The organism is Streptomyces sp. NBC_00775 (genome assembly GCF_036347135.1).
Lineage (GTDB): Bacteria > Actinomycetota > Actinomycetes > Streptomycetales > Streptomycetaceae > Streptomyces > Streptomyces lutosisoli.
In genome coordinates this window covers 3,652,672-3,677,538 of record NZ_CP108938.1, presented here as the reverse complement: position 1 = coordinate 3,677,538, position 24,867 = coordinate 3,652,672, and the positions used below count along the sequence as shown (strand labels likewise).

20 protein-coding genes are annotated in these 24,867 nt (G+C 70.9%); 13 read left to right on the top strand and 7 right to left on the bottom strand.

Annotated features, from left to right (window positions below):
* Positions 1-95 precede the first annotated feature (95 nt).
* Positions 96-866, top strand: a complete 771-nt coding sequence (locus OIC96_RS16250) for a ferritin-like fold-containing protein (RefSeq protein WP_330307150.1) — start codon at positions 96-98, stop codon at positions 864-866.
* 146 nt (positions 867-1,012) lie between these two features.
* Here the strand turns inward: OIC96_RS16250 and OIC96_RS16245 are convergent, their stop codons facing one another.
* The 4 genes from OIC96_RS16245 to OIC96_RS16230 form a co-directional block, all read right to left on the bottom strand.
* Complete coding sequence (locus OIC96_RS16245; RefSeq protein ID WP_327431544.1) at positions 1,013-1,282, bottom strand: hypothetical protein; 270 nt, start codon at positions 1,280-1,282, stop codon at positions 1,013-1,015.
* A gap of 233 nt (positions 1,283-1,515) precedes the next feature.
* On the bottom strand, positions 1,516-1,743 hold the full coding sequence (locus OIC96_RS16240) for a DUF3107 domain-containing protein (protein WP_028801993.1): 228 nt from the start codon (positions 1,741-1,743) through the stop codon (positions 1,516-1,518).
* 212 nt (positions 1,744-1,955) lie between these two features.
* Positions 1,956-2,597 (bottom strand): TetR/AcrR family transcriptional regulator, encoded by a 642-nt coding sequence (locus OIC96_RS16235; RefSeq protein WP_330307151.1) that lies wholly within the window; start codon positions 2,595-2,597, stop codon positions 1,956-1,958.
* Positions 2,598-2,830: 233 nt separating this feature from the next.
* Complete coding sequence (locus OIC96_RS16230; RefSeq protein ID WP_330307152.1) at positions 2,831-3,049, bottom strand: hypothetical protein; 219 nt, start codon at positions 3,047-3,049, stop codon at positions 2,831-2,833.
* A 158-nt stretch (positions 3,050-3,207) separates the two neighbouring features.
* On the opposite strand from OIC96_RS16230, the gene OIC96_RS16225 reads away from it, so the two are divergent.
* The 12 genes from OIC96_RS16225 to moeZ all read left to right on the top strand — a co-directional run bounded on the left by OIC96_RS16225 (position 3,208) and on the right by moeZ (position 18,426).
* Positions 3,208-4,197: an alpha/beta fold hydrolase gene (locus OIC96_RS16225; protein ID WP_330307153.1), complete on the top strand. Its 990-nt coding sequence runs from the start codon at positions 3,208-3,210 to the stop codon at positions 4,195-4,197.
* 8 nt (positions 4,198-4,205) lie between these two features.
* The gene (locus tag OIC96_RS16220; RefSeq protein ID WP_330307154.1) at positions 4,206-5,807 is read left to right on the top strand and encodes a DUF3152 domain-containing protein; all 1,602 of its coding nucleotides are present in this window, start codon (positions 4,206-4,208) and stop codon (positions 5,805-5,807) included.
* 56 nt (positions 5,808-5,863) lie between these two features.
* Complete coding sequence (locus OIC96_RS16215) at positions 5,864-5,956, top strand: Ms4533A family Cys-rich leader peptide (RefSeq protein WP_327431549.1); 93 nt, start codon at positions 5,864-5,866, stop codon at positions 5,954-5,956.
* Positions 5,957-6,177: 221 nt separating this feature from the next.
* A complete protein-coding gene (locus tag OIC96_RS16210; RefSeq protein ID WP_330307155.1) occupies positions 6,178-7,896 on the top strand; it encodes an ABC transporter substrate-binding protein in 1,719 nt (572 codons plus the stop codon).
* A gap of 4 nt (positions 7,897-7,900) precedes the next feature.
* Complete coding sequence (locus tag OIC96_RS16205) at positions 7,901-8,896, top strand: ABC transporter permease (protein WP_330307156.1); 996 nt, start codon at positions 7,901-7,903, stop codon at positions 8,894-8,896.
* Positions 8,893-9,891: an ABC transporter permease gene (locus tag OIC96_RS16200; protein WP_330307157.1), complete on the top strand. Its 999-nt coding sequence runs from the start codon at positions 8,893-8,895 to the stop codon at positions 9,889-9,891. The genes OIC96_RS16205 and OIC96_RS16200 overlap by 4 nt, the downstream gene beginning before the upstream one ends.
* A complete protein-coding gene (locus tag OIC96_RS16195; protein WP_330307158.1) occupies positions 9,888-11,543 on the top strand; it encodes an ABC transporter ATP-binding protein in 1,656 nt (551 codons plus the stop codon). Before OIC96_RS16200 ends, OIC96_RS16195 begins: the two co-directional genes overlap by 4 nt.
* Before the next feature lie 212 nt (positions 11,544-11,755).
* The gene (locus OIC96_RS16190) at positions 11,756-13,489 is read left to right on the top strand and encodes a DUF3492 domain-containing protein (RefSeq protein ID WP_330307159.1); all 1,734 of its coding nucleotides are present in this window, start codon (positions 11,756-11,758) and stop codon (positions 13,487-13,489) included.
* Positions 13,489-15,045, top strand: a complete 1,557-nt coding sequence (locus OIC96_RS16185; RefSeq protein WP_406502069.1) for a hypothetical protein — start codon at positions 13,489-13,491, stop codon at positions 15,043-15,045. The genes OIC96_RS16190 and OIC96_RS16185 overlap by 1 nt, the downstream gene beginning before the upstream one ends.
* A 442-nt stretch (positions 15,046-15,487) precedes the next feature.
* Positions 15,488-16,447: an NAD-dependent epimerase/dehydratase family protein gene (locus OIC96_RS16180; protein ID WP_330307160.1), complete on the top strand. Its 960-nt coding sequence runs from the start codon at positions 15,488-15,490 to the stop codon at positions 16,445-16,447.
* Positions 16,435-17,184: a spherulation-specific family 4 protein gene (locus OIC96_RS16175; RefSeq protein ID WP_330307161.1), complete on the top strand. Its 750-nt coding sequence runs from the start codon at positions 16,435-16,437 to the stop codon at positions 17,182-17,184. Before OIC96_RS16180 ends, OIC96_RS16175 begins: the two co-directional genes overlap by 13 nt.
* Before the next feature lie 63 nt (positions 17,185-17,247).
* Positions 17,248-18,426 (top strand): adenylyltransferase/sulfurtransferase MoeZ, encoded by a 1,179-nt coding sequence (moeZ, locus tag OIC96_RS16170; RefSeq protein ID WP_330307162.1) that lies wholly within the window; start codon positions 17,248-17,250, stop codon positions 18,424-18,426.
* 110 nt (positions 18,427-18,536) lie between these two features.
* On the opposite strand, the gene OIC96_RS16165 is transcribed toward moeZ, so the two are convergent.
* From OIC96_RS16165 to OIC96_RS16155, 3 genes are all read right to left on the bottom strand, one after another.
* Positions 18,537-20,093 carry an alpha/beta hydrolase gene (locus tag OIC96_RS16165; protein ID WP_330307163.1) on the bottom strand — a complete coding sequence of 519 codons (1,557 nt, stop codon included), beginning with the start codon at positions 20,091-20,093 and terminating at the stop codon, positions 18,537-18,539.
* 114 nt (positions 20,094-20,207) lie between these two features.
* On the bottom strand, positions 20,208-21,752 hold the full coding sequence (locus OIC96_RS16160) for an alpha/beta hydrolase (RefSeq protein WP_330307164.1): 1,545 nt from the start codon (positions 21,750-21,752) through the stop codon (positions 20,208-20,210).
* 133 nt (positions 21,753-21,885) lie between these two features.
* Positions 21,886-24,696, bottom strand: a complete 2,811-nt coding sequence (locus OIC96_RS16155; protein WP_330307165.1) for a lysylphosphatidylglycerol synthase domain-containing protein — start codon at positions 24,694-24,696, stop codon at positions 21,886-21,888.
* Positions 24,697-24,867 lie beyond the last annotated feature (171 nt).

Genomic DNA, 24,867 nt, shown 5'->3' with positions numbered 1-24,867 from the left:
CCCCGGAATCGCGCATATGCGATGGCCGATTTGGTCACGTAGTGGTCGTCACACTGATTGACCAGGGACTTCCCTGTTGCGGTGAGCGGGCTATTGTGCGCTTCATGACGACGCCTGACAACGCCGCTGACACCCCCGCCGAGGCCCCCGACGACACCGCTCCCGCGGCCACCGGAGTAGCCGCCCAGGACTGGGACACGGCCTCCGCGGACCCCCAGTACCGCGCCGCGGTCGTGGACCTGCTCGGAGCGCTCGCGTACGGCGAGCTCGCGGCGTTCGAGCGCCTTGCGGAGGACGCCAAGCTGGCGCCCACGCTCAGCGACAAGGCGGAGCTGGCCAAGATGGCGTCGGCCGAGTTCCACCACTTCGAGCGGCTGCGGGACCGGCTCGCGGCGGTCGGCGCGGAGCCGACGCAGGCGATGGAGCCGTTCGTCGCCGCGCTCGACGGCTTCCACCGGCAGACGGCCCCCTCGGACTGGCTGGAAGGGCTCGTCAAGGCGTACGTCGGCGACTCCATCGCCAGTGACTTCTACCGCGAGGTCGCCGCGCGGCTCGACTCGGACACCCGCGGGCTCGTCCTCGCGGTCCTCGACGACACCGGGCACGCCGGCTTCGCCATCGAGAAGGTGCGCGCCGCGATCGACGCGGACCCGCGTGTGGGCGGCCGGCTCGCGCTGTGGGCGCGCCGTCTGATGGGCGAGGCCCTGTCCCAGTCGCAGCGCGTGGTCGCCGACCGCGACGCCCTGTCGACGATGCTCGTGGGCGGCGTCGCGGACGGCTTCGACCTCGCCGAGGTCGGCCGGATGTTCTCGCGGATCACCGAGGCGCACACCAAGCGGATGGCTGCGCTGGGCTTGGCGGCCTGAGCTCCCGCGGGGAGTTCGTACGTGCAGGTCGTGGTGGGCTGATCGCGCAGTTCCCCGCGCCCCTTACGGGGCGCCTCAGTCACGGGGCGCCTCAGTCACGGGGCTCTGAGTCACGGGGCTCTGAGTCACGGGGCTTGCGGAACGGGCTACGCCGTCGCCGAGCGGCGGCGAAATCGCTCCGCCGGGCGGAGCAGCAGCGACAGCAGCGCCGCGGCGACCGCCGCCGCGCCGAGCATGATCACCAGGAAGTGGCCGGATCCCAGCGCGGTGTGGGTCAGGAAGGCGCCGAACAGGCCTCCGGCCACACCGGTCGACAGGACCAGGTTGCGGGCCGGAAGCCGGTGGGGGAGGCGGTACGCCGCCGCCCACGCCAGCGCGAGACCGAGCATCGCGGAGCCGAGAGCTTCCAAGAACATAGTGGGGGTCCCTCCCGCACGGCCGGTGCAAATCGGTCGTAGCCGGTCTTACCCGTGACGTGCGGAATGCAATCCTCCTCTGTGCCTGATCTGTACTCCATCTGTGTACGAGCGCGGTGTCCGGCCAGGCGTCCGGCCAGGCATCCGGCAGGCGTCCGGCCGGCCGGGCGGCAGGCATGCGAAGGGGCCCGGTGACATGGTCACCGGGCCCCTTCGAGCTTCCGCTCGCCGAACTACAGCGCGCTGAATCCCACCTTGCGCTGCGTGGGCTCGCCGAGCTCCACGTACGCCAGGCGGTCGGCCGGAACCAGGACCTTGCGGCCGTGGTCGTCCACGAGGCTCAGCAGCTGCGACTTGCCTGCCAGCGCCTCGGACACCGCGCGCTCGACCTCTTCCGGGGTCTGACCGCTCTCCAGAACGATCTCGCGGGGCGCGTGCTGCACGCCGATCTTGACCTCCACGGCTTTGTCCCTCCGACGGTCAGTCATGTGCGCGTTCGTACGCGCCGTACGCAGCACACATTAGCCCGGTGAGGGGACGTACACGCTCCGCCCGAGAACGCCAGGAGCGAACAGTGGGTGGGAACAAAGTGGCGGTCAGCGATGTGCCGGTGACCTGCCCCTCGTACGTCCGCGGTGATCCGCGCCGTCGGCAGCGGTTGTCCGTGCCGTCGTCAGTGGCTGTCCGTGCCGTGCAGCGGGAAGCCCGCGATGCCCCGCCAGGCCAGCGAGGTCAGCAGCTGGACCGCCTGGTCGCGCGGGACGCTGCGGTCGCTGTGCAGCCAGGAGCGGGCCACCACCTGGGCCAGCCCGCCGAGGCCGGAGGCCAGGAGCATCGACTCGGCGCGCGAGAGGCCGGTGTCCTCCGCGATGACCTCGCAGATCGCCTCGGCGCACTGGTGCGTCACCTTGTCGACGCGCTCGCGGACCGCGGGCTCGTTGGTCAGGTCCGACTCGAAGACCAGCCGGAAGGCGCCGCCGTCGTCCTCGACGTACGCGAAGTAGGCGTCCATCGTCGCGCGGACGCGCAGCTTGTTGTCGGAGGTCGAGGCGAGCGCTGTGCGCACCGCCTGGAGCAGGGACTCGCAGTGCTGGTCGAGCAGGGCGAGGTACAGGTCGAGCTTGCCCGGGAAGTGCTGGTAGAGAACCGGCTTGCTGACGCCCGCGCGCTCGGCGATGTCGTCCATGGCGGCCGAGTGATACCCCTGCGCAACGAATACTTCCTGGGCGGCGCCGAGGAGCTGGTTGCGTCGGGCACGGCGCGGCAGGCGAGTGCCCCGCGGGCGTGCTGCCTCTGTCTGCTCGATGGCTGTCACGCCGCCTCCCAAAATTGTCCACATGCGGTGTGCGCCGCGCGGCCATCGTACTTTTCGGTAACCCTGGTGTGCGCGGTGCGAGCGCAGAATTTCACGGACCGGACGCGGGCGATAGAGGCACAAACCATTCCGAACGGGGCGAGGTGGGCGCTGCGCCGCCCCGACTGCCCTGGTCAGCGGCGTCCCGGCACCGGCAGTCGCCCTCGTTTGTCACTGGTGTGCGTTCCCGTCGATTACCGGTAGTCGTCCTCGTTGATGCGTACGACCCTGGCCTGCTCGGCGATGTCCGCCTCGTTGGCGTTGAAGGGGTCGCCGACGGGCTGCGGATCGTCCTCGTCGGCCGGGTCCAGCTCGGTGACCTGCTCGGCGGCGTCGGCTTCGGGAGCCTCCGTGGCGAGGATGTCCCGGAACTGGTCGTTGAAGGTCTCGGGGTCTGTCGGATCGAGTGTCATGGTTCCTCTTCCCGAGCGGTGCGAGTGCGCTCCTGATGTACGACGAGTGCCCTCGTCTGAAGCCTAGGAGACACGCGATCCAGGCGCTATGCGATCCGGTCACCACTTGTGACGGCGAACACATGAACCACTGCGTGATCGTCTCGTAACATTGCCGCATGTCTTCGACCGAGCTGCCGCCCGCGCTGGCCACCACCGTCACGCCGAAGGCCAGTGCCGTCAGGGTCGCGGCGGGGGAGCGGCTGCGATCGGTGGGACTGCCGGGGATCACACTTTCGGTGCGGTCGAGACCGCCGGCGCGTGCCGGACTGCCGCCCGCGTTGTACGTGCACGGCCTGGGCGGTTCCTCGCAGAACTGGTCCGCGCTGATGACGCAGCTCGACGGGCTCGTGGACAGCGAGGCCCTCGACCTGCCCGGCTTCGGTGACTCGCCGCCGCCGGACGACGGGAACTACTCGGTCACGGGGCACGCGCGCGCGGTCATCCGTTATCTCGACGCGGCCTCGCGCGGACCCGTGCACCTCTTTGGCAACTCGCTGGGCGGTGCCGTCGCGACACGCGTCGCGGCCGTACGCCCCGATCTGGTCCGTACGCTCACGCTGGTCTCGCCCGCGCTGCCGGAGATCCGGGCGCAGCGCACCGCGTGGCCGACCGCGCTGCTCTCGGTGCCCGGCGTGGCGCGGCTGTTCACCAGGCTCACCAAGGACTGGAGCGCCGAGCAGCGCGTCCGCGGGGTCATGGCGCTCTGTTACGGCGACCCCAACAGGGTGGCGCCCGAGGCGTTCCGCGACGCGGTCGAGGAGCTGGAGCGGCGGCTCGCCCTCCCCTACTTCTGGGACGCCATGACGCGCTCGTCGCGCGGCCTCGTGGACGCGTACACGCTGGGCGGCCAGCACGGACTGTGGCGCCAGGCCGAGCGGGTGCTCGCGCCGACGCTCCTCGTCTACGGCGGCCGCGACCAGCTCGTCGGCTACCGCATGGCGCAGCGCGCGGCCCGCTCCTTCCGTGACTCCCGGCTGCTGTCGCTGCCGGAGGCGGGGCACGTCGCGATGATGGAGTACCCGGACGTGGTGGCCGCGGCGTTCCGTGAACTCCTCGCGGACACCGACGAGTTGACCTCATCGGCCGCCGTCGGCGCGGGGAGCTGAGGCGGGACGTGGGACGTCACAGTCGTCCGGGGCGGGCCGGCAAGACCGACACCTCGGAGATACCCAAGGTTCCCGCACCGGGCGCGGCTCCGGTGCCGGAACCCACTCGCTCGCGTCGCGCGGCGACTCCACCCGCGGGCGCGCAGGACCCCCAGGCCCCGCAGGGTCCCCAGGGCCCGCAGAGCGCCCTGGGGCCGTATCCGCCGGTGAGCGGGGCTCCGTCTCGGGGGGTGCCGCGCTTTCCTGACGGGACACCGGCGCATGGGGTGCCGCGTTTCCCGGACGGGACTCCCGCGCATGGGGTGCCCCGTTTCGCCGACGGGACACCGGCGCACGGCATCCCGCGTATGGCTGATGGCACTCCCGCGCGCGGGGTGCCGCGTTTCCCGGACGGGACTCCGGCCCACGGGGTGCCCCGTTTCGCCGACGGGACTCCCGCCCATGGCGTCCCTCGTGTGCGTGGTGGTCATCCCGAGCAGCGTGAACCGGGCGGCGGCTGGGGCGAGTTCAGGGCCGGTGGTGTGCCTCAGGGGGCGCCCCCGGGTGCGCCTCCCGGGCCCCGGATCCCGCGTCAGCGCCAGGAGACCGTGCCGGGCCCCCGGCAGTCCTACGTCGACGCCTTCGAGCTCGACGAGGACGACGACGTCTTCGCGCGCCGCGACACGGCACTCCGTGACTCGGCGTTCCGCGACACCGCACCGGATCGCGCCGACCCCTACGGTCCCGTCACCGACTGGGACACGGAGGCCGGAGAGAAGCCGCTGCCGGAGGTCGAGGCGCCGGCGAAGGGCAAGGGCGGCAAGGGGCGGGCGTTCACCGGGATCGCGGCGGCCGCCGTCACCACCGTGCTGGCCGTCGTCGTGGCCGGACAGGTCGCCACCGGGCGGGAGGACGCCGCTGTGCGTGCGCAGTCCGCAGGCGGCAGCGACCGGGAGACCGGCGACTCCGCCTCGCGCGGGGACGGCCGGCCGACCCAGTCGGGGACACCGAGTGCGAAGGCCGCGACGACACTGACGTACGACCAGAAGATGGGCAAGAAGTACGCGCTCGGCGCGAAGCTCAAGGGGTCGGGGAAGTTCGACGCGGTCCCCGGCTTCGACAAGGCGCCGGGCAAGGGCCGCAAGTACACCTATCGCGTCGACGTGGAGCAGGGCCTCGGTCTCGACGGCGCCCTCTTCGCGCAGGCCGTGCAGAAGACCCTGAACGACGACCGGAGTTGGGCCCACAACGGCGGCCGCACCTTCGAGCGGATCTCTTCCGGCAAGCCCGACTTCGTGATCACGCTCGCGAGCCCGGGCACCACCGCCACCTGGTGCGCCAAGTCGGGGCTCGACACGACGGAGGACAACGTGTCGTGCGACTCGGCGTCGACCGAGCGCGTCATGATCAACGCGTACCGCTGGGCCCAGGGCTCCAAGACCTACGGTGACAAGATTCACGCGTACCGGCAGATGCTGATCAACCACGAGGTCGGCCACCGTCTCGGATACGGGCACGTCACCTGCGACAAGGACGGCGAACTCGCCCCCGTCATGCAGCAGCAGACCAAGTTCCTCGACCACGACGGGATCCACTGCCTGGCCAACCCCTGGCCGTATCCCGGGAGTTGACAGACGCCCCACAGGTCACGTTGACATGCGCCGAAAGTTCGTTCATATTTCTCCGCATGTCGCCTCGTCACGTCTCCGCCCGCGCCGCCATTGAGCTGGCGCTGCTCGGCGTGACCGCGCTCTGCGTGGCCGATATTCACTGTTGCTGACGCCCGCCCCTGGCGAGTGCGTCGCTGTCTTCGATTTCTTCCATGTTGTCCGTTCGCCGTGTGCCGGCGTGCGGATCTCCCGTGGATTCCGCCGGTCTCTGTCACCGATCACGTCGGTCTCTCTGCGGTCGGATGTCGACGCCTGACGCCTTGGGCGAGCTCTGCTCTCTTCCGTCTCACTCTGCGTCAATCCGTCTCACCATTCGAGAGGTCGTCTTCCGATGCGTCAACCGTCCCTCATAGCGCGCCGCGTGGCCGCGGTGTCCGTCAGCCTGGTCGTGGCAGCGGGTGCCGCCGCCTGCGGGCCGAAGGACAACGATGCCAAGGGCGCCGGTGGCGACTCCAAGCCGCGGAAGGGAGGCACGCTGACGGTCCTCAACGCCAACCCGCAGGAGGACTTCGACCCGGCGCGCCTCTACACCTCCGGCGGCGGCAACGTCCCCTCCCTCGTCTTCCGTACGCTCACCACGCGCAACCGCGAGAGCGGGGCCGCCGGCGCCGAAGTCGTCCCCGACCTCGCCACGGACACCGGCCGCCCGAGCAAGAACGCGACCGTGTGGACGTACACCCTGAAGAAGGGCCTCAAGTACGAGGACGGCAGCGCGATCACCTCCGCCGACATCAAGTACGGCATCGAGCGCTCCTTCGCCGCCGAACTCTCCGGCGGCGCCCCCTACTTGAGGGACTGGCTGATCGGCGGCGCCGACTACCAGGGCCCGTACAAGGACAAGAAGGGCCTCGACTCGATCGAGACGCCGGACGACCTGACCATCGTCTTCCATCTCAACAAGCCCGAGGGCGAGTTCCCCTACCTCGCCACGCAGACGCAGTTCGCGCCGGTCCCGAAGGCCAAGGACAACGGCACGAAGTACGAGGAGCACCCGGTCTCCTCGGGCCCCTACAAGGTCGTCAAGAACGAGAACGACGGTGAGCGGCTCACCCTGGAGCGCAACACGTACTGGTCCGCGTCGACCGACGCCGAGCGCAAGGCCTACCCGGACAAGATCGACGTGCGGTCGGGTCTGGACTCGTCCGTGATCAACCAGCGGCTGTCCGCGTCTCAGGGAGCGGACGCCACGGCCGTGACGACGGACACCAACCTGGGGCCTGCCGAGCTCGCCAAGGTCTCCGGTGACAAGGAACTCGCCTCACGCGTCGGCACCGGACACTTCGGCTACACCAACTACATCGCCTTCAACCCGAAGGTGAAGCCGTTCAACAATCCGAAGGTGCGGCAGGCGATCTCGTACGCCATCGACCGTACGTCGGTGATCAACGCGGCCGGCGGGTCGTCGCTGGCCGAGGCCGCGACCACCTATCTGCCGAACCAGAAGTCCTTCGGCTACACGCCGTACGACCTCTTCCCGGCGGGCAAGTCCGGCAACGCGGAGAAGGCGAAGGAGCTGCTGAAGGAGGCCGGTTACCAGAACGGGCTCACCATCACGCTCACGCATTCCAACGACAAGGACTTCGAGACCAGCCCGGAGATCGCGACCGCGATCCAGGACGCGCTCAAGAAGGCCGGGATCACCGTCAAGCTCCAGGGCCTGGAGATCAACGACTACAAGGACAAGATCCACAGCGTCAAGACCGAGCCGGGCTTCTTCCTCGCCCACTGGGGTGCCGACTGGCCCTCGGGCGGTCCCTTCCTGGCCCCGATCTTCGACGGACGGCAGATCGTCAAGGACGGCGCCAACTTCAACACCGGCTTCCTCAATGACAAGTCGGTCAATGCCGAGATTGACGCGATCAACAAGTTGACCGATCTTGACGAGGCCGCCAAGCGCTGGGGTGCACTGGACAAGAAGATCGGTGAGCAGGCCCTGACCGTGCCCCTGTTCCACCCGGTCTACAAGCGCCTGTACGGCAGCGCCGTCAAGAACATCGTGATCAGCGACTGGACCGGCGTGCTGGACATCTCCCAGGTCGCGGTGAAGTAGCACCGTGAGCGAGGCAATCGTCGCCTCTCAGGCCCCCGGCACGGACACCTCGTCCGTGCCGGGGGCCTCGGGGGCCCGTCAGTTCTGGCGGCGGCTGCGTGCGCAGCGCGCCGCCCTCGTCGCGGCGGGCGTCGTCGCGCTGCTCGTCCTGGTCGCGCTCGCCGCACCGCTGTTCACGGCGATCGAGGGCCAGGATCCGACCACCTACCATCCGGGGCTCGTCGACTCCGCGCGCGGCGGCGTGCCGGTCGGCTCGCTCGGCGGCATCAGCGGGGACCACTGGCTCGGCGTCGAACCGCAGACGGGCCGCGACCTCTTCGCCCGGCTCGTGTACGGCGCCCGGGTCTCCCTGGGAGTCGCGTTCGCGGCCACGCTGGTGCAGGTCCTCATCGGGATCGTGGTCGGTGTCGCGGCCGGCCTGGGCAATCGATGGGTTGATCAACTGTTGAGCCGGGTCACGGACATCATCATCGCCATGCCGTTGATGATCATGTCCCTCGCGCTGCTCGCGATCGTCCCCAGCGGCTTTCCGCGGCCCGTCCTGGTCGCGCTCATCATCGGCCTGGTGGCCTGGGGCTCGACCGCGAAGATCGTGCGCGCCCACACGCTGACGCTCAAGGAGCTCGACTACGTGGCCGCCGCCCGGCTCAGCGGCTGGGGCTCCTGGCGGGTCGCCCGCCGCGAACTGCTGCCCGCGCTCGCCGCGCCCGTCATCACGTACGCGGCCCTGCTCGTCCCCACGAACATCACTGTCGAGGCCGCACTCAGCTTCCTCGGCGTCGGCGTGAAGCCGCCCACCCCGTCCTGGGGGCAGATGCTCACCGCGGCCGACGTCTGGTACCAGGCGGCGCCGCAGTACCTGCTGCTGCCCGCGGGCTCCCTGTTCATCACCGTGCTGGCGCTGACCGTCCTCGGGGACGGAGTGCGCACGGCCCTCGACCCGCGCGCGGCCTCACGGCTGCGGGTCGGCACGGGACGCAAGCGGGAGGCCAAGGCATGAGCGGTTTCCTTGGCTTCGCCGTACGGCGCCTGGTCGGTGCCGTCGTCACCCTGCTCGCGATCTCCGTGATCATCTACCTCGTCTTCTACGTCGCCCCCGGCAACGTCGCGCAGATCACCTGCGGCCCGCGCTGCTCGCCCGCCCAAGTGCACCAGGTCACCGAGCAGCTGAAGCTCGACGACCCGCTGTACCTGCGCTACTGGCACTTCCTGCAGGGCATCTTCGCCGGTCAGGACTACTCGACGGGTACGTCGGTGCAGCACTGCGGCGCACCCTGCCTCGGCCTCTCGTACCAGGGCGACCAGCAGGTCACCCAGCTGATCTGGGCGAAGCTGCCGGTCACCCTGTCGCTGGTGTTCGGTGCGATGGTGCTGTGGCTCGTCATCGGCGTCGGCACCGGTGTGCTGTCCGCTTGGCGGCGCGGCCGGATCAGCGAGCGGGTGCTGACCGGCATCACGCTCGCCGGCACGGCCACGCCCGTCTTCGTCATCGGCCTGGTGCTGATGATCATCGTGTGCGGGCAGCTGCAATGGCTGCCGTTCCCGCAGTACGTGCCCTTCACCGAGGACCCCGAGCAGTGGGCATGGAACCTGCTGCTGCCCTGGCTGTCCCTCGCGTTGATCGAGGCCGCCAAGTACGCCCGCCTGACGAGGGCCTCGATGTTGGAGACGCTCGCCGAGGACCATGTGCGCACCTTCCGCGCGTACGGCGTGGGGGAGCGCGCGATCATCGGGCGGCACGCCCTGCGGGGCGCCGTCGCGCCGGTCATCGCGCTGAACGCCAACGACTTCGGGTCGGCGATCGGCGGTGCCGTCCTCACGGAGGCGATGTTCGGGCTGCCCGGTCTCGGGCGCGAACTCGTGCACGCGGTGAGCGTCGTCGACCTGCCGGTGGTCGTCGGCATGGTCCTGGTCACCGGCTTCTTCGTGGTCCTGGCCAATGCCGTCGCGGACGTGCTGTACGCGGTGGCCGACCGACGGGTGGTACTGACATGAGCGACTCACCTTCGGCGCCGTTGGTCGAAGTGACGGACCTCTCGGTCGAGTTCGGTGACCTGCGCGCCGTCGACGGGCTCTCCTTCACCCTGGAGAAGGGCGCCGCACTCGGTCTGGTCGGTGAGTCCGGCTCGGGCAAGTCGACGGTGGCGTCCGCCCTGCTGGCGCTGCACCGGGGTACGGGGGCGCGCGTGGGTGGTGCGGTGCGTGTGGCCGGCGTGGACGTGCGGGCGGCCTCCGACGACGCGCTGCGGGGGCTGCGCGGCGGGAAGGCCGCCATGGTCTTCCAGGACCCGCTGTCGTCCCTCGACCCGTACTACGCGGTCGGCGACCAGATCGCCGAGGTGTACCGGGTGCACGTGAAGGCGTCCCGGCGGGCCGCACGCGCGCGTGCCGTCGAGGTGCTCGACCGTGTCGGCATCCCGGACGCCGCGCGCAGGGCGCGCTCCCGCCCGCACGAGTTCAGCGGCGGCATGCGCCAACGCGCCCTCATTGCCATGGCCCTGGCCTGCGAGCCGGAGCTGCTGATCGCCGACGAGCCGACCACCGCCCTCGACGTGACCGTCCAGGCCCAGATCCTCGACCTCCTGCACACCCTGCGGGAGGAGACCGGGATGGGCCTGCTGCTGGTCACACATGACGTCGGGGTCGCCGCCGAGAGCGTGGGCGAGATCCTCGTCATGCGGCACGGGCGCGCGGTCGAACACGGGCCGGTCGCGGCCGTCCTGGGCGCGCCGCGGGAGATGTACACACAGGAGCTGCTGGGTGCGGTCCCACGCGTGGACGCGCCGCGCGGCTCGGAAGGGGACGCACCCGTCTCGGACGAGGTCGTTCTCGAAGCGGTGGATCTGCGGCGTGAATTCGGGCGCGGCAAGCGGCGGCTCGTGGCCGTGGACGACGTGTCGCTGGCCATTCACCGGGGCGAGACCCTCGGCATCGTGGGGGAGAGCGGCAGCGGGAAGACGACGCTGGGCCGGATGCTCGTGGGGCTCCTGGAGCCCACGACCGGCGCGGTCCGGTACGAGGGGCGCGCGCAGTCCGGTGTGAGCCCCTCCGTGCAGATGGTCTTCCAGGACCCGGTCTCCTCCCTCAACCCCCGTCGCAGCATCGGCGAGTCCATCGCCGACCCGTTGCGGGCGCGCAGGATGGGGGTCCCCCCGCTCGAGCGAAGCCGAGAGTGGGGGATGGACGAGGGGCGGATCAGGGGGCGCGTGCGGGAGTTGCTGGAGCGCGTGGGGCTCGACGCAGGGCACTACGACCGCTACCCGCACGAGTTCAGCGGAGGGCAGCGCCAGCGCGTCGGCATCGCGCGGGCACTGGCCGCCGAACCGCGCGTCATCGTGTGCGACGAGCCGGTCTCCGCGCTCGACGTCACGACCCAGGCCCAGGTGGTCGCCCTGCTCGGCGAGTTGCAGCGGGAACTCGGGCTCGCGCTGGTGTTCGTGGCGCACGATCTCGCGGTCGTACGCCAGGTCAGCGACCGGGTGGCCGTGATGCGGCGCGGGCGGATCGTCGAGTACGGGCCCGCCGACCAGGTCTACGAGTCCCCGCGGGACCCGTACACGAGGCAGCTGCTGGCCGCCGTACCGGCACTCGACCCGGAGGTCGCGGCACGGCGCCGCACCGCCCGCAGGGAGCTGGCCCCGGCGTGAGGAAGGGTCGGCCTCGGCCTAACGAAACGTAACTGCTTGATCCCTTAGCGCGACGGAACGCGGTCCGTACGGGAAAGTTACGACCGTTCACCCCTTTTGGTGGCGCGATGGACAACCGTCCGTCGCGCCACCGTCATGTCCGCATACGTTCGTCCCGCTGCGAGCCGCCGGGTCAACGGCGGCTCCCCAGACGGGAGATCGGGGGTGGACTCGTGCGCATCGGACTGCTGACGGAGGGTGGCTATCCGTATGTGAGCGGTGACGCCAGGCTCTGGTGCGACCGGCTCGTGCGCGGGCTCGGGCAGCATGAGTTCGACATCTACGCGCTCAGCCGCAGCGAGCGGCAGGAGGACGAGGGCTGGATCCAGCTGCCGCCGCAGGTCAGCCGGGTGCGGACGGCACCGTTGTGGACGGCCGAGGACGACGGCGTGGTCTACGGGCGGCGGGCGCGCCGGCGGTTCGCGGACGCATACGGGGAACTGGCCGCGGCGGTGTGCGGGGGGCCGGGGGTGACCGGGGGCTCGGGAACGGCCGGCGGCTCGGCGGCCTCCGACGGCGTTGAGGCGGACCGTTTCGGCAACGCGCTGTACGGGCTTGCCGAACTCGCCCGGGACGAGGGCGGCCTGGTCGGCGCGCTGCGCTCCGAGGGAGCCGTGCGCGCCCTGGAGCGCGCCTGTCGCGCGCCCGGCGCACTCCGCACCGCGCGCACGGCGCGCGTGCCCGACCTGCTGGCAGTCGCCGCCCACATCGAACGAGCCCTGCGCCCCCTCTCGCTCGACTGGTACGAGGACGACGGGCTCGACTCGGTCGATCTGTGCCACGCCGCGGCCGGCGGGGCGGCGGCGCTGCCCGGCCTCCTCGCCCGGCACTTCTCCGGGGTGCCGCTGCTGGTCACGGAGTACGGGGTCCAGCTACGGGCGCACTACCTGGCCTCCGCTTCCGTCGGGGAGCCCCCCGCCGTTCGGGCGCTGCTCGCCGCGTTCCATGGCAGGCTCGCCGCCGAGGTCTACCGCGCGGCCGCCCTCATCACGCCAGGCAACACACACGCCCGCCGCTGGCAGGAGCGCTGCGGTGCCGACCGCGCCAAACTGCGCACCGTCTATCCCGGCATGGAGGCGTCCCGCTTCGCCGAGGTGGGGGAGAACGCGGAGGGCAGCGGGTGCGCGGACCCGGACACGCTCGTGTGGGTCGGCCGCATCGAACCGGCCAAGGACCTGATCTCGTTGCTGCACTCCTTCGCGGAGATCCGCAAGGAGGAACCGAAGACCCGGTTGCGGATCGTCGGCGCGCCCGCCGACGGGCCGGAGGGCGCGACCTACCTCTCCCACTGCAGGGCGTTGGCCGCGCAGCTCTTCCCCGACGAGGCGGACGGCGTGCACGCGGTCGGCGACAACCCGGTGTCCTTCGAGGAGATCGGCGGCCCGGAGGTCCCCAGCCTCGCGGAGGCATACGCCTCCGGAGCGGTGATCGTCCTGTCCAGCGTCATCGAGGGCTTCCCCATCAGTCTCGTCGAGGCCATGTTCTGCGGCCGCGCCACGGTCTCCACGGACGTGGGCGCGGTCGTCGAAGTCATCGGGGGTACGGGCCTCGTCGTGCCGCCGCGCAATCCGCGGGCGCTCGCCGAGGCGTGCGTATCGCTGCTGCGCGACCCCGAGCGCCGTGAGCGCCTGGGCGCGGCCGGCCGCGCACGCGCCCTCGAACTCTTCACCGTCGAGCAGAACGTCGCGGCATTTCACGGCATTTACCTGGAGATCGTCTCGCACTCTCCCGTACGGCGGGTGGTCGTCGACGACGAGGGAGAGCCGTTGCCCTTCGGAGTCCCTGCCGAGGCCCACCTGCCCGGCCGCTGGGCCGAGACCCGCCTCATGGCCTCGGGCCGTCCGCGCTGGGCGGCCGGTGCGCCGGTACGGGCGACGGTTCCCGTGCCCGCGGGGGAGGGCGCGTGATGAGCGAACCGGGCGCACCGGGCGGCCTGAACGGGCTGGACGACCTGGGCGAACTGGACCGGCCCGGAACACCGGCGAGCCCCGGGGCCTGGGACCAGCAGTCGGAGGAGTGGCTCGTCTCGGGGGTGGGGGAGACGGACGTACGGGCGGGGAGTGTGCGGGAAGGGGCAGCCGGCGCCGACGGGACGGCGGGCGGCTCCGGCGGCTTCGGTGAGACAGCCGGAGGCTCTGCCGGCCCTCGTGCGGGGCTCTTCGCACCCCGTGGGGCGGGCGAGAGCGCGGCGCGCGCCGGCACGAGTGGTGACGGCGGCCTGGGCGCGGGAGACAGCGTGGGCGGTACGAGCGGCGCGCGCGGCCTGGGTGCGGGGAGTGGCGCGGGCGGCTTGGGCGCCGGGGACCGCCTCGGCGCCGGGAGTGGCGCGGGCGCGGGCGGTGGCACGGGAGGTGCGGATGGTGGCACGGGAGGTGCTGACGGCGCGCGCAAGGCCACCGGGCGGCGCGGTGCCGTGGACCCCGTGAAAGCCCTGATGCACCGGCACCGCGAGCTCTGCGAACGGGCCGTGGACCCGCTGGAGATCGCGGCGGGCCTGGAGGCACACGGGGTGACCGACCGGACCGCCACGCGGTTCCGGCACCGGGACGTGTTCTCGCTCGCCGAGGAGATGTACGCGCGCGTGCCCCGCGACGGGGAGCCCGCGCCCCGCGCGGTGACCTCGGCGCGCCCCGGCGCGCGCGCCGACTGGGCGGCGCTCGCTCTGCTGCCGGGCGCCCTCTGCGCGATGGCCGTGGCCGGGCTGCGGCTCACCGACGGACAGCCGCGCCTCGCGGTCGCCGCGGTCGGTGCCCTCGCCGTGGCGCTCGGCCTGCGCGTCGCCCTCCGCCGCGGCCCTCTGAGCACCGGCCACCGCACCACGAGCGCCACGCGCGCGTGGACGTGTTGGCTCATCGCGTACGCCCTCCTCGGCGACGGACTGCTGAGCGCCGGCCTCGACGGCGGTCCCGACGGCCCCTGGCCGCTGGCCACCGCACCCCTGCTGGCCCTCGCCCTGGCCTGCGCCCCGGCAGCCTGGTGCGCCCACCTCTTCGCGGTACGCGCGAGCCGCCGGCTGACCGCGAGCCGTGGCCTGGAGGAGTTCGCCTCCTCCGTACAGCCCCTGCTCCTCGGGGCGTTCGGCCTGTTCCTGTGCTCCCTCGGCGCGCTGCTCGCGCTGTGCGGAGCGGCACTGGGCGAGCCCACCGCGTACGCCGGAGCCGGTGCCCTCGGCGCGCTGCTCCTGCTCGCCCGGCTGCTGACAGCGCGGGGCTTCACCCATGCCCCGGCCGTCGTGCTGGCCGTCGCGGGCGCTGCCGAGGCGACCGCCCTCGCCACGGTCTTCGCGGGCCGCCTCCCCGGCTGCTCGTTCCTGGCCACCCCCGTCGAGACCGTCGTCGACGCCTGGGGACCGGGCGCCGTACCGGCCCTGGTGTGCGGCGCGGCCACCCTCGTCCTCCTCGTCCACTCGACACGCACCCTGACCCGGGCCTCGGCCCACGCCCTGCCCTGCGGGGCGACATGAGCCGCGCACCGAGCCCTGGCCCACGGACCGATCGGAGCGCCGGCTCCCCGACCGATCAGGGCCTCGGCGCGCCCATCGGCCGGAGCCGTGGTCCACACGCTCGGCCGGTCCAGGCCGTACGGCTTCACGCCTGGGCCGCACGCCATCGAACCGAGGCCGCACGGCCTCAGGTCCAGGGCAAGCCGCTTCAACTCCAGGGCGAGCAGCCTGACGTGCCGGACCCATGGCCTCAGGTGCCGTGGACGGCGACCCGAAACCCGACCCACGGCGTCCCCCACCACCGTGAGCCGCGCCCGGCGCCCGGGACAGCACCCCGGGCACGGGCCCCTTACTCCCGCGGGGCCGACACCGCGGGCCCTCTCCCCGACCTACGGCATCACCTCGAAGGAGAACGCCAGATGATCACCTCCCGAACCGGAGAGTCCGCCCCGGGAGCCGCCCGATGAGGGTCCTGCTGATCGGAGCCAACGGATACCTCGGCCGTTTCGTCGCCGACCGCCTGCTCGCCGACCCAGCCGTGCAGCTCACCGCGCTCGGCCGGGGCGACGACGCCGACGTACGGTTCGACCTCGCCTCAGGCAGCCCCGGCGCGCTCACCCGCTTCCTGGACGCGGTACATCCCGGAGTCGTCATCAACTGCGCGGGCGCCACCCGCGGCGGTGCCCGCGAACTGACCCGGCACAACACCGTCGCCGTCGCCACCGTCTGCGAGGCCCTGCGTCGCAGCGGCTGCGGGGCACGGCTCGTCCAGATCGGCTGCGGCGCCGAGTACGGGCCCAGCCAGCCCGGCTCCTCCACAGCCGAGGACGCCGTGCCGCGCCCGGGCGGCCCGTACGGCGTGAGCAAGCTCGCCGCCACCGAACTGGTCCTCGGCTCCGGCCTGGACGCCGTCGTGCTCCGCGTCTTCTCGCCCGCCGGTCCCGGAACCCCCGCCGGATCCCCGCTCGGCCGTCTCGCCGAGGCCCTGCGCCGTGCCATGCAGTCCGGCGACGGCGAACTCAAACTCGGCGGACTCGGCGTCCAACGCGACTTCATCGACGTCCGCGATGTCGCCCGCGCCGTCCACGCCGCCTCGCTCTCCGCCGCGCAAGGCGTGATCAACATCGGCTCGGGCCGCGCCGTGCGTCTCCGCGACGCCGCCGCCGTCCTCGCCCGCGTGGCCGGTTACGGCGGCGCCCTGCACGAACTCGACGGCCCGCCCGGACCCATGAGGTCAGCCATCGGCCACCCCCGCAGCGAACCGGACCACGCGGCCCCGGTCGCCTATCCCTACCCGGACGGCTGCGGCAGCTGGCAGCAGGCCGATGTGCGCACCGCGCGCGACCGGCTCGGCTGGCGGCCCCGGATCAACCTCGAGGAATCCCTCGCCGACATCTGGATGGAGGCGGCATGCCGTATCTGACCAGCACCGCAGCGGGCACCGCGAGCACCGACTTAGGCCTCGGGTTCGGCATCCCCGGTTATGCGCACCCCCTTGTCGCTCCCGTGGAGTGGGGCGAGCTGACCCGCCCCGGCACCCCCTTGCACTGGGTCGTCCTGAACGTGGCCAAGGGCCCCGGCACGCGCCCCGACCCGCACTGCCTGGAGGCCGCGGGACGGCTGCGCAACGCGGGGGTCCGGATCCTCGGGCACCTGGACACCACCTATGGCGCGCGCAGCTTCGGCGAACTGATCTCCGACGCCCACCGCTATCTCGACTGGTACCGGGTCGACGGATTCCTCCTCGACCGCTGCCCCACCGAGCGCGCCGCGCTCCCCGAGGTCCGCCGCACGGTCACCACGCTCCGCGCGCTCCTCGACGGCGCGCACATCGTGCTGGGCCACGGCGGCCACCCCTACCCCGGGTACGCCGAGAGCGCCGACCAGTTGGTGACGTTCTCCGGCTCCTGGAGCGACTACCGCTGGTCGCAGGTCGCCGAGTGGACCGCCGACTATCCGCCCGAGCGCTTCTGCCACTTCGTACACAGTGTGCCGCGCGGCCATCTGGACGAGGCGCTGCGCATCGCCCGCTGGCAGGGCGCCTCGACGATCTACTTCACCGACCGCACCGACCAGGGCGGCCGGGCCGACCCCTGGGCGACGATGCCCGGCTACTGGGACGAAATCGTCTCGCGGATCGGAACGGGTGTCTCGGAATGAAGAAGGGCGTGGCAGTGTTACGGGGAGAACAACTGTAGTGATTGACCGACCAACGGAGTCCCCGTGTCGCTGCCACCCCTGGTCGAGCCAGCTTCTGAGCTCACCGTAGACGAGGTCCGCAGGTACTCCCGCCACCTGATCATCCCCGATGTGGGCATGGACGGGCAGAAGCGGCTGAAGAACGCCAAGGTGCTGTGTGTGGGCGCCGGCGGCCTCGGATCGCCGGCGCTGATGTACCTGGCCGCCGCGGGCGTGGGCACGCTCGGCATTGTGGAGTTCGACGAGGTCGACGAGTCGAACCTGCAGCGCCAGATCATCCACAGCCAGGCGGACATCGGCCGCTCCAAGGCCGAGTCGGCGCGCGACTCCGTGCTGGGCATCAACCCGTACGTGAACGTTGTCCTTCACGAAGAGCGGCTCGAGGCCGAGAACGTGATGGACATCTTCAGCCAGTACGACCTGATCGTCGACGGCACGGACAACTTCGCGACCCGATACCTGGTCAACGACGCGGCCGTGCTGCTGAACAAGCCGTACGTCTGGGGCTCGATCTACCGCTTCGACGGCCAGGCCTCGGTCTTCTGGTCCGAGCACGGCCCCTGCTACCGCTGCCTCTACCCGGAGCCCCCGCCGCCGGGCATGGTCCCCTCTTGCGCCGAGGGCGGCGTCCTGGGTGTGCTCTGCGCGTCCATCGGCTCCATCCAGGTCAACGAGGCGATCAAGCTCCTCGCGGGCATCGGTGAGCCGCTCGTCGGCCGCCTGATGATCTACGACGCCCTGGAGATGCAGTACCGCCAGGTCAAGGTCCGCAAGGACCCGAACTGCGCGGTCTGCGGCGAGAACCCCACCGTCACCGAGCTCATCGACTACGAGGCCTTCTGCGGCGTCGTGTCCGAGGAGGCCCAGGAGGCGGCCGCCGGTTCGACGATCACTCCCAAGCAGCTCAAGGAGTGGATCGACGACGGCGAGAACATCGAGATCATCGACGTCCGCGAGATCAACGAGTACGAGATCGTCTCGATCCCCGGCGCCAAGCTGATCCCGAAGAACGAGTTCCTCATGGGCACCGCCCTGGAGACCCTTCCGCAGGACAAGAAGATCGTCCTGCACTGCAAGACGGGTGTCCGCAGTGCGGAGGTCCTCGCCGTCCTGAAGTCCGCGGGCTTCTCGGACGCCGTGCACGTCGGCGGCGGCGTGATCGGCTGGGTCCACCAGATCGAGCCGGACAAGCCGGTGTACTAGGCGTACGCCTTCTTCGGTGAAGGGGCTCGGCACTCGGTGTGCCGGGCCCCTTTCCGCTGTCTGCGGCGCGACCCGCGCGGGCCGGGGCGAGTGCCGTCGGCCCGCAGGGGCTACGACGCGCAGACCTTGCCGTCCTTCGGTACCGTCCCGTCCAGCAGATAGCTGTTCACGGTCGAGTCGACGCAGTCGCTCCCACTTCCGTACGCCCCATGGCCCTCGCCCTTCCAGGTGAGCTCCACGCCGACGCCCTTGCCCAGCTCGTCGGCCATCTTGCGGGCGCCCTCGTACGGTGTCGCAGGGTCCCCGGTGTTGCCGACGACCAGGACGGGTGCGGCTCCCGGGGCGCTGACCTCCGGGTTGTCGTACTGACCGGCCACCGGCCAGTCGTGGCACCAGCCCGCCGTGTCCCAGCCCATGAAGTCCCCGAACACGGGCGAGATCTTCTCGAACTCGGGCAGCAGCTTCTTCGTCTCCGCGGGCGTCGGCCGCTGCTTGTCGTCCAAGCACGATATGACCCGTTGCGAATGCGTCGTCGTGCCGTAGTGCCCCGAGGAGTCACGGTCGTTGTAGCCGTCGGCGAGATCCAGCAGCTCCGAACCGTCTCCGTCCTCGGCCGCCTTGAGGGCGCTGGTCAGGCGCGGCCAGCCCTCCTCGCTGTACAGCGGCAGGACGATACCGGTGAGCGCGAGCGTCTGAGTGAGCTTGCGCCCGCTGGTCGTCGGCAGCGGCTTCGTGTCGATCCGGTTCAGCAGGTCCACGATCTTCTGGGAGCCCTGCTTCGGGTCCTGGCCCGTGGACTTGAGGTAGTCGTCCAGGGCGCGCTGGAAGCCCAGGGTCTGGTTCTTGGCGTGGCCGACCGTGTCGGCGCTCGGGTCGACGACGGCGTCCAGCACCAGGCGTCCCACGTTCCTGGGGAACAAGTGGGCGTACACCCCGCCGAGTTCGGTGCCGTACGAGATGCCGAAGTAGTGCATCTTCTGGTCGCCGAGGACTTGGCGCATCAGGTCCATGTCGCGGGCCGTGTCCGTCGTCGAGACGTGTGACAGCAGCTTCCCCGCGGCCTTCTCGCAGCCCTTGCCGAAGTCGGTGGCGTCCTTGAAGTAGGCCGCTTCCTCAGCCGCGTCGTCGGGTGTGGCGTCCACCGACTCGGCGGTCTGGATCGCCTTGTCGCTGCGGCAGCGCACGCCCTCGCTGGCGGCCACGCCGCGCGGGTCCCAGCTCACCAGGTCGTACCGCTCGTGCAGCTGGCCGACGACACTTTCGTACGCGGGCATGGTGGAGACGCCCGAGCCGCCGGGGCCGCCGAAGTTGAACAGAAGGGAGCCGATGCGCTTGCTCTGGCCGCCGGTCGCCTTCGAGCGGATCAGCGCGAGGCCGATCGTCCCGCCTTCCGGCTTCGCGTAGTCCAGCGGCACCTTCAGCGTCGCGCACTGCCAGCCGCTGCCTGGCGCGGGGGAGTCCGAAGTGCCTTTGCAGCGGCCCCAGTCGAGCTTCTGCGAGGTGAGTGAGGCGGGCAGTCCCGAGGCCGTGCCGGAAGACGGCGCGGCGGCCGACGGCGTATCGCTGTTCTTCCCCTCGTCCGTGCCGTCCCCCGATGAGCCGCTGCCGCAGCCCGCCACCAGCAACGCGGCGGCGGCCGCGGCCGTCCACCGTGCGAAACGTGTCATGAGCTCCCCCTCGCCCGTGATCCGCCCGAAGTCGCGGATCACACGCAAGCCATATTAGGCGTCAGCGCTCAGCGACCGACGAGCCCTGTGGATAACTCTTTGACCTGCGGTTTTCTAGGTGCAGACGGTTCCGGCCGGCGGTACGGTCCCCTCCAGCAGATAGCCGTTCACGGCGCTTTGCACGCACTTGTTCTTGCTGTCGTACGCCCCGTGCCCCTGGCCCTTGTACGTCAGCTCGACGCCGACTCCCTTGCCCAGCGCGTCCACCATCTTCTTCGCACCCTCGTAGGGCGTGGCCGGGTCGCCGGTGTTCCCGACGACGAGGATCGGGGCCGCACCCGCGGCGCCGACGTCCGGGTGGTCGGCGGCGCCCGCCACGGCCCAGTCGGCGCAGCTGACCATGCCCCAGGCCAGATAGTCACCGAACAGCGGCGAGGCGGCCCGGAACTCCGGAAGCTTCGACTCCACGTAGTCGGAGGTGTAACGCGGCTTGTCGTCCGCGCAGTTGATGGAGACGTTCGCCGCGGTGATGTTGCTGTACTGGCCGTTCTCGCTGCGCCCGTTCATCGAGTCCGAGAGCAGCATCAGCACCCTGCCGTCACCGTCGTACGCCTGTTGCAGGCCCTCCGTCAGGTACTCCCAGAAGTCCTTGGAGTACAGGGCCTGCGCGATGCCGTTGGTCGCGGCGGTCTGGGTGAGCTCGCGGGGGAAGACGCCGGGGATCGGCTTGCTGTCGAGCTCCTTCAGGAGGGTGGCGATGCGGTCCTTGACGTCCTGTGGGGTGTCTCCGATCGGGCAGGGGTCCTTTTTCGAGGTGCAGTCGTCGGCGAAGTTGTCGAGCGCGAGCTGGAAGCCCTGGGCCTGCCCGAGTGAGCTCTGCTCGGGGTTCTGCGTCGGGTCGACGACCGCGTCGAAGACCGCGCGTCCCACGTTCTTGGGGAACAAGTGGGCGTAGACGCCGCCGAGTTCGGTGCCGTACGAGATGCCGAAGTAGTGCAGTTTGTCGTCGCCGAGTACCTGCCGCATCAGATCCATGTCGCGGGCCGCGTCGGTGGTGCGTACGTGGGGGAGCGTCTTGCCGGAGTGCTTTTCGCAGGCCGCGTTGAACGTCTTGGTGTTCGTCAGGAGCGTCTGCTGCTCGGCGGTGTCGTCCGGGGTGGCGTCCTGCTGGAAGTACTCGTCGAGCTGACTGTCGTCCTCGCACTTCACGCCGGCACTGCGGCCGACCCCGCGCGGGTCGAAGCTCACCAGGTCGTAGCGGGTGCGCAGGGTGGCGTAGTCCTCGCCGAAGGCGGGCAGTGTGGTGACGCCCGAGCCGCCCGGGCCGCCGAAGTTGAAAAGGAGCGAGCCGATGCGCTTGCTCGGGTCGCCGCTCGTCTTCGCACGGATCAGCGCGAGCCCGATCGTGTGGCCCTTGGGCTCGGCCCAGTCGAGGGGCGCCTTCAAGGTGGCGCACTGCCACTCCGTACCGCCCGGCAGGGGTGAGGGGGCGTTGCCTCCGCCCTCGGACTCGGACGGCGCCGGGCACTCCTTCCAGTTCAGCTTCTGGGCCGTCAGATCCTCGTCCTTGGAGCCGTCGCTGCAACCCGTCATCAAGGAGGACAGCAGGACGGCGGCGACGGTCAGGGCAGCGGCGCGCAGCTGGGGAGGGTTCGGCATGACCCCATCCTGCGGGCGTGCCGGGCGAGGCGCTCGGGGCGCGAGCCGTGCGGGTGAGGGGCCGCCGTGGGGTGTACGGGACCGTCCGCGCAGGGACACGCCGAGGGGCGTACGAGCCGGCCCGTACGCCGGCCTAGAGCGCGCCCTTGCGCGTCAGGTGGTTGAAGAACAGCCATCCCGGCAGCACCGGAATCCACAGGGTCAGCAGCCGGTACAGCAGCACCGCGGGCGCGGCGACCTCCTTGGGGAGGCCGACGGCGATCAGACCGACGGTGAGGGTCGCCTCGACCGCGCCGACGCCTCCGGGGGTGGGTGCCGCCGAGCCCAGCGCGTTACCGGCGAGGAAGACGACGGCGACGCTGGCGAGGCTGAGCGTGGTGGTCTCCTCGTGGCCGAACGCACGGATCGACGCGTCCAGGCACATCACGAAGCAGGCGGTCAGCAGCAGCATGCCGCCGATGCCGGTGACCAGCTTCTGCGGCCGCTGCAAAACGTCGAGCATGCGCGGCACCACACCGGCGAACAGCGACCTCACGCGCGTGACGACGAATTTGCGCAGGAACGGCACCGACGTCATCACGAGAACCAGCACCGCGACCGTCAGCAGACCCGCGATGACCGTGCGGGACGGAGACAGGGACGGCGTCTTCTCGGTGCCGGTCAGATAGCCGAACGACAGCAGCATCAGGATGTGGCAGCCGAGCCCGAACAGCTGCGACGCGCCGACGCTCGCCACCGCGAGCCCCGGCCGCACCCCGGAGCGCTGCAGGAAGCGGGTGTTGAGGGCGACGCCACCGACCGCGGCGGGTGCCACGATCTTCACGAACGAGCCGGCGACCTGAGCCGCAACGGTCCGCAGGAACGGCACCCGCTCGGGCACGAAGCCGAGCAGGCTCATCGCCGCCGCGAAGTAGCTCAGCGCCGAGAACAGCACGGCCGCGGCGACCCAGCCCCACTCGGCGTTGTCGAAGAGGGTCCCGAACTCGATGTGGGTGAGCTGCGTCAGCAGGAAGTACGCACCGATCGCGCCGGCGATGAAACTGATCAGCGTGCGCGGCCGGACCCGCTCCAGGCGGGCCGGTTCGACCGGCGCCTGCGGCCTGATCAGCAGCACCTGGTGGCGGATCTGGGTGAGCAGATCCTCCTCGCGTGCCTCGTCCAGAGCCTCGTCGATCGCCCGCTTCTCGGCCCGCTGTTCGGCGCGTACCGCCTTCTTGCCGGGCTTTTCGAGTACGGGAGTGGTGTCTTTCCTGGCTTCCTCGGCGCGGGCGAGCTTGTCCTGCCGGGAGGCCTCCAGGACCGCCTCGCGCTCGCGGTGTGCGCGCTCCCTGGCCAGTTTCCGCAGCGTCGCGCGCGTGGCGCGCGTCAGCGCGATCGGCTGAAGCAGCGGCAGACAGTCGGCGACGGCGTCGGGGCCGAGCACGCCGACCGCCGACTCCACGGCGCGCTCCGCGCCCACACGAAGCCCGAGCGTGGTGACCATCTGGGCGATGTCCATACGCAGCAGCAGATCGCCGGCCGCGATCTCGCCGCCCCGCAGATCGGTGAGGATCACCATGCCGGAACGATCCACCAAAATCGCGTCACCGGCGAGTCTGCGATGCGCGATGCGCCGGGACTGGAGTGCCTGCACCTGGTGCCAGGTGTCGCGCAGCAGATCGTCGGTGATGAGCTCGTCGGGCAGCGAGTCGAGGGTGCGGCCACCGGTGTGTTCGTAGACGAGCATCACGGCGTCCGGGCCGAGTTCCGAGGTCGCGATCAGTTTGGGCGCGTTGGCCCCGGCCGCGATGGCCGCGTACGCGAGGAGCGCCTCCTGCTCCAGAGCCTGGCGCAGCGACTGGAGGCTGCGGCGCGTGGTGATGCCGCGCAGCGTCAGCCGGCGCCACACGCGGTAGAAGAAGCCCTGTGCCTGCTGCTCGCGGTCGACCACGGTGACGTCGAGCGGCAGGCCGTCCTCCAGGGTGACGAAGTAGCGCCGGCCGCGGTCGCCGTTCTCCGTGGCCTCCGGTGCCTCCTCGCGGGCCGCGCTCACCGGGTGGAAGCCGACATGCCGCAGGCCCGCCATCAGCGTCCGCCCGGTGGGCCGTACGTTCGGCGAGCCGACCGCGTACAGCGTCCCGTACGCGACGGTCCAGCCGATCAGCACCGTCAGGATGATCGAGAACGGTGTCGTATAGCCGGTGACCAGCATGGAGAAGGCGTCGAGGAGCAGCACCACCCAGAGCACCGCGCGCCAGCGCGGTCTGCGAGACATGCCGACGGCCGTCATGTACGCGATGACCGGTGCGAGATAGCCGTGCACGGGGTCGGTGAGGGCGTGGATGTCACCCGGCGAGGGCTGGGTGAGGGCCTCCTGGATGGAGTCCGGGGCGGCCTTCGCGACCCAGAGGTCCGTGGCGAGTGTCACCCCGTGCGCCAGGACCGCGGCGAGGACGCCGTCGGCGATGCGCAGCCCGTCCCGCTTGATCAGACGCTCGATAGCGAAGGCAACGGGCACCAGAAGGATCGCGATGCTGGACGCCAGCCCCGCGATCTTGATCAGCAGATCGGGTGCCTGGCCCGTGCCCTTGTTGATGTCCTGTTCGAGCCCGGAGGTGGTGCCGTGCGCGAACGCGGCGATGGCGAGGAGCAGGACGATCGCGAGGAAGCCGACCAGGAGCCGCATCAGGTCGGACGGACGGTGCACGCGCGCGGGGAGCAGCGGTTCGTCGCCCTCGACCTCGTCGGTGTGGGCTCCGTCGGCGCAGTCGGTGTCCTGCTTGACCTGCTGCTTCTCTTTTTCGTACGTCCGAGGAGCGGTCTCTTCGGCCGTCTTGGAGGCGGACTCGTTCGCCTTCTCGGCTGTGTCCTTCTCGTCTCTCTCGTCGACGCCGCCGGTGTCCGGGCGTGACGAGGCCTCGGAGGTGCTCTCCGCGTCTTCGGGGTGCACGCCCTGCTGCCTCATCGTCTCTTCTTGGTCTCGTATCACCAGTCACCGCCCGCACGATGGTGGCATGCCCCACCGACACACGGGGGCATCAGGGTGCAAACGCGGGGGCGCACAGTCTGCCCCAAGCGTCGCCGCGGGGCGAGGGATACGCACAGTCATCACCGAGTCACATTGTCGGTGGGGTGG

Coding starts and splice junctions, on each gene's coding strand:
- OIC96_RS16245 (WP_327431544.1), bottom strand. CDS start 1,282: ATGTTCTTGGAAGCTCTCGGCTCCGCGATGCTCGGTCTCGCGCTGGCG.
- OIC96_RS16165 (WP_330307163.1), bottom strand. CDS start 20,093: ATGACACGTTTCGCACGGTGGACGGCCGCGGCCGCCGCCGCGTTGCTG.
- OIC96_RS16185 (WP_406502069.1), top strand. CDS start 13,489: ATGAGCGAACCGGGCGCACCGGGCGGCCTGAACGGGCTGGACGACCTG.
- OIC96_RS16180 (WP_330307160.1), top strand. CDS start 15,488: ATGAGGGTCCTGCTGATCGGAGCCAACGGATACCTCGGCCGTTTCGTC.
- OIC96_RS16155 (WP_330307165.1), bottom strand. CDS start 24,696: ATGAGGCAGCAGGGCGTGCACCCCGAAGACGCGGAGAGCACCTCCGAG.
- OIC96_RS16195 (WP_330307158.1), top strand. CDS start 9,888: ATGAGCGACTCACCTTCGGCGCCGTTGGTCGAAGTGACGGACCTCTCG.
- OIC96_RS16215 (WP_327431549.1), top strand. CDS start 5,864: ATGTCGCCTCGTCACGTCTCCGCCCGCGCCGCCATTGAGCTGGCGCTG.
- OIC96_RS16160 (WP_330307164.1), bottom strand. CDS start 21,752: ATGCCGAACCCTCCCCAGCTGCGCGCCGCTGCCCTGACCGTCGCCGCC.
- OIC96_RS16200 (WP_330307157.1), top strand. CDS start 8,893: ATGAGCGGTTTCCTTGGCTTCGCCGTACGGCGCCTGGTCGGTGCCGTC.
- OIC96_RS16175 (WP_330307161.1), top strand. CDS start 16,435: ATGCCGTATCTGACCAGCACCGCAGCGGGCACCGCGAGCACCGACTTA.
- OIC96_RS16230 (WP_330307152.1), bottom strand. CDS start 3,049: ATGACACTCGATCCGACAGACCCCGAGACCTTCAACGACCAGTTCCGG.
- OIC96_RS16225 (WP_330307153.1), top strand. CDS start 3,208: ATGTCTTCGACCGAGCTGCCGCCCGCGCTGGCCACCACCGTCACGCCG.
- OIC96_RS16210 (WP_330307155.1), top strand. CDS start 6,178: ATGCGTCAACCGTCCCTCATAGCGCGCCGCGTGGCCGCGGTGTCCGTC.